The 2,620-nt window shown below is 38.0% G+C and carries 2 protein-coding genes; both read left to right on the top strand.

From position 1 onward, the window contains the following. The first annotated feature begins 180 nt into the window (after positions 1–180). The gene (gene istA / locus NJT12_RS24705; RefSeq protein WP_271338769.1) at positions 181–1,746 is read left to right on the top strand and encodes an IS21 family transposase; all 1,566 of its coding nucleotides are present in this window, start codon (positions 181–183) and stop codon (positions 1,744–1,746) included. A 22-nt stretch (positions 1,747–1,768) separates the two neighbouring features. Further along, complete coding sequence (istB, locus tag NJT12_RS24710; protein WP_271338770.1) at positions 1,769–2,500, top strand: IS21-like element helper ATPase IstB; 732 nt, start codon at positions 1,769–1,771, stop codon at positions 2,498–2,500. Positions 2,501–2,620: the final 120 nt, after the last annotated feature.

The following is a 2,620-nucleotide window of genomic DNA, read 5'->3' on the forward strand; positions in this document are numbered from 1 at the left end:
GCAAAGGTCGCCACTTATTCCGACGCAAAGTACGCCACTTTACTTCTGATTTAAGAGTTGTAAAGGACTGACATTCCGACACAAAGCACACCACCTTTCTCAAGTCCATTATCTCACTAAGTAGAGATTTAACCGCCATTTAGCATAAGTTTGGTTTGTAATCAAAAAACCACTTGCAGTATGGCAAATAAACCACTTAGTATGATTAAGATAAGACAGATTCTTTTGTTTTTAGAGCGTGGAGTTTCACAACGGACTATTGAAAAAGAAGTCAGAATTTCTAGAAAAACAATCGCACTTTATTTGCTGAAATTTACGCAAACAGGAGTTGATTTTAAGGAATTACTAAAGCGTTCAGATCAAGAACTTGAGAACATACTAGGGCTCTTAAAGCCCGCTGTAGTAGAAGATACTGATCCGCGCAAAGTTCATTTTAATAATCTGATCGGTTACTTCAGCAAGGAACTTAATCGAACTGGTGTAACACGATTATTACTTTGGGAAGAATATATTAAAGAATATCCTGAAGGTTTTCAATATTCTAGATTTTGTGAACTCTTACAAGATCAGGAGAAGATAAACAATGCTGTGATGCATTTTGTTCATACTCCTGCAAAGCTGCTTGAAGTTGATTTTGCTGGAGACATGCTTCACTATGTTGATACTTCAACTGGAGAACTAATCGCGTGCCCTGTATATATTGCTATTCTTCCCTTTAGCGGTTATGGTTATGTGGAGGCTTTACCTGATGCAAAACTACCTCAAGTGGTAAAAGCTTTGAATCATACCATTGAATACTTTGGAGGGGTCCCCTTGACTGTTAAATCAGATAACATGAGGCAATGGGTATCTAAAAGTTGTAAATACGAACCTGTATTTACTGATATGCTCGAACAATGGGCAAACCACAATAATATTGCTCTGCTTGCAGCTCGTCCCTATAAACCAAAAGATAAGGCTTCTGTTGAGAACAATGTAAAGATTACGTATAGACGTATTTATGCCAGTCTACGTAACGATACTTTTCATAGTCTCGCAGAACTCAATAAGGCTATTAGAGAAAAGCTGGATTATCATCATCAATTGAACTTTCAAAAGAAAGTATACAGTAGGCTCGAGTTGTTTAAAAGTCAAGAGAAAACACTACTACAACCTCTTCCAGAATCCCCATACAGTATCAGACATTACACCAAAGCAAAAGTTCAGAAACATTACCATGTATTGGTGGGTGAAGACTGGCACTTTTACTCTGTTCCCTACCGCTATATTGGGAAGGAAGTACGTATTGCCTATGATCAGGATGTAGTGGAGATCTATTGCGATGCACAAAGGATTGCTGTGCATACTAGGAATTACACCAGCCATGGTTATACCAGTATCACGGAGCATATGCCTGAAAGACATCGGATCATTAAGAATCAACGTGGATGGAGTCCAGAATATTATCTCAAAAAAGCAGAAGAAAACGGCCCTAATACTTTTGAATTTTTCAAAAAAGTAATGAACAGTAAACTGATCATTGATCAATCATATACTGCTTGTCTTGGATTATTGAGACTAATGAGCTCCTATGGCAACATTCGGATGGAGGCTGCATGTAAACGGGGATTAAGAGGGCGTAAGTTTACCTACGGTGTTATCAAAAACATCCTGGTGAATAATATGGATTTACTCGAAGAGGAGTCTCCCATCGAGTTCCGCATCCCCGAACACAGTAATATCAGAGGCCCTGAAGCCTATAATTAATCAACTTATAAAACCTTAATAAATGAATACACAAAATACATTAGAACAGTTCAAAGGCCTTAAATTGACAGGCATGGCTAAAAGATATGAAGCTGCATTAGCGCTTCCGGTACATGAACAAGAGGATGTTCATTCTCTCATAGCTATGCTCACTCAGGCAGAAGTAGAATACAGAGAATACTCCAGAACACAGAAGTATCTAAAAGCAAGTAAACTCCGTTATCATGCCCTACCAGAAGATATAATTTGCAACACAGAAAGAGGTATCACAAGAGAACAGTTATTACGACTCTCTGATGGTATGTTTATAGAAAAGGGAGAGAATGTCTTGATAACTGGTGCTACTGGTTGTGGTAAATCTTTTATGGCTTGTGCTTTAGGACGCAGTGCCTGCTTGCTTGGGTATCGCACTCTGTATTTTAGCATGAACAAGTTTATAGATGCACTAACTCAAGCTAAACTTGATGGATCATATCTTAAATGGATTAAGAGTATCTCAGCATATAAGCTTTTAATATTAGATGATTTTGGGCTAAAAGCATTAAGTAATGATGCAAGGATTGCTTTACTAGATATCCTCGAAGATAGATATGGTATAGGATCAACTATGATTACTTCTCAGCTACCAGTAGACACTTGGTATAACTTTATTGAGGAGCCAACTCTTGCTGATGCTATAATGGACAGATTGTCAGCTTCTGCACACAGAATTGCATTAACAGGTAAATCGTTGAGAACTAGAAAAAATTATTAACTTTGAAAAATATCATCTTTACTAAGTGATGATAAAGGACGATTTGACTGGCGTACTTTGCGTCGGAATAAGTGGCGACCATTGTCGCGGAATCGTGGGGTACTTTCGTCGGAATATCTA

This window comes from Flavobacterium azizsancarii, from assembly GCF_027980145.1.
In the GTDB taxonomy this organism is placed as follows: Bacteria; Bacteroidota; Bacteroidia; order Flavobacteriales; family Flavobacteriaceae; genus Flavobacterium; species Flavobacterium azizsancarii.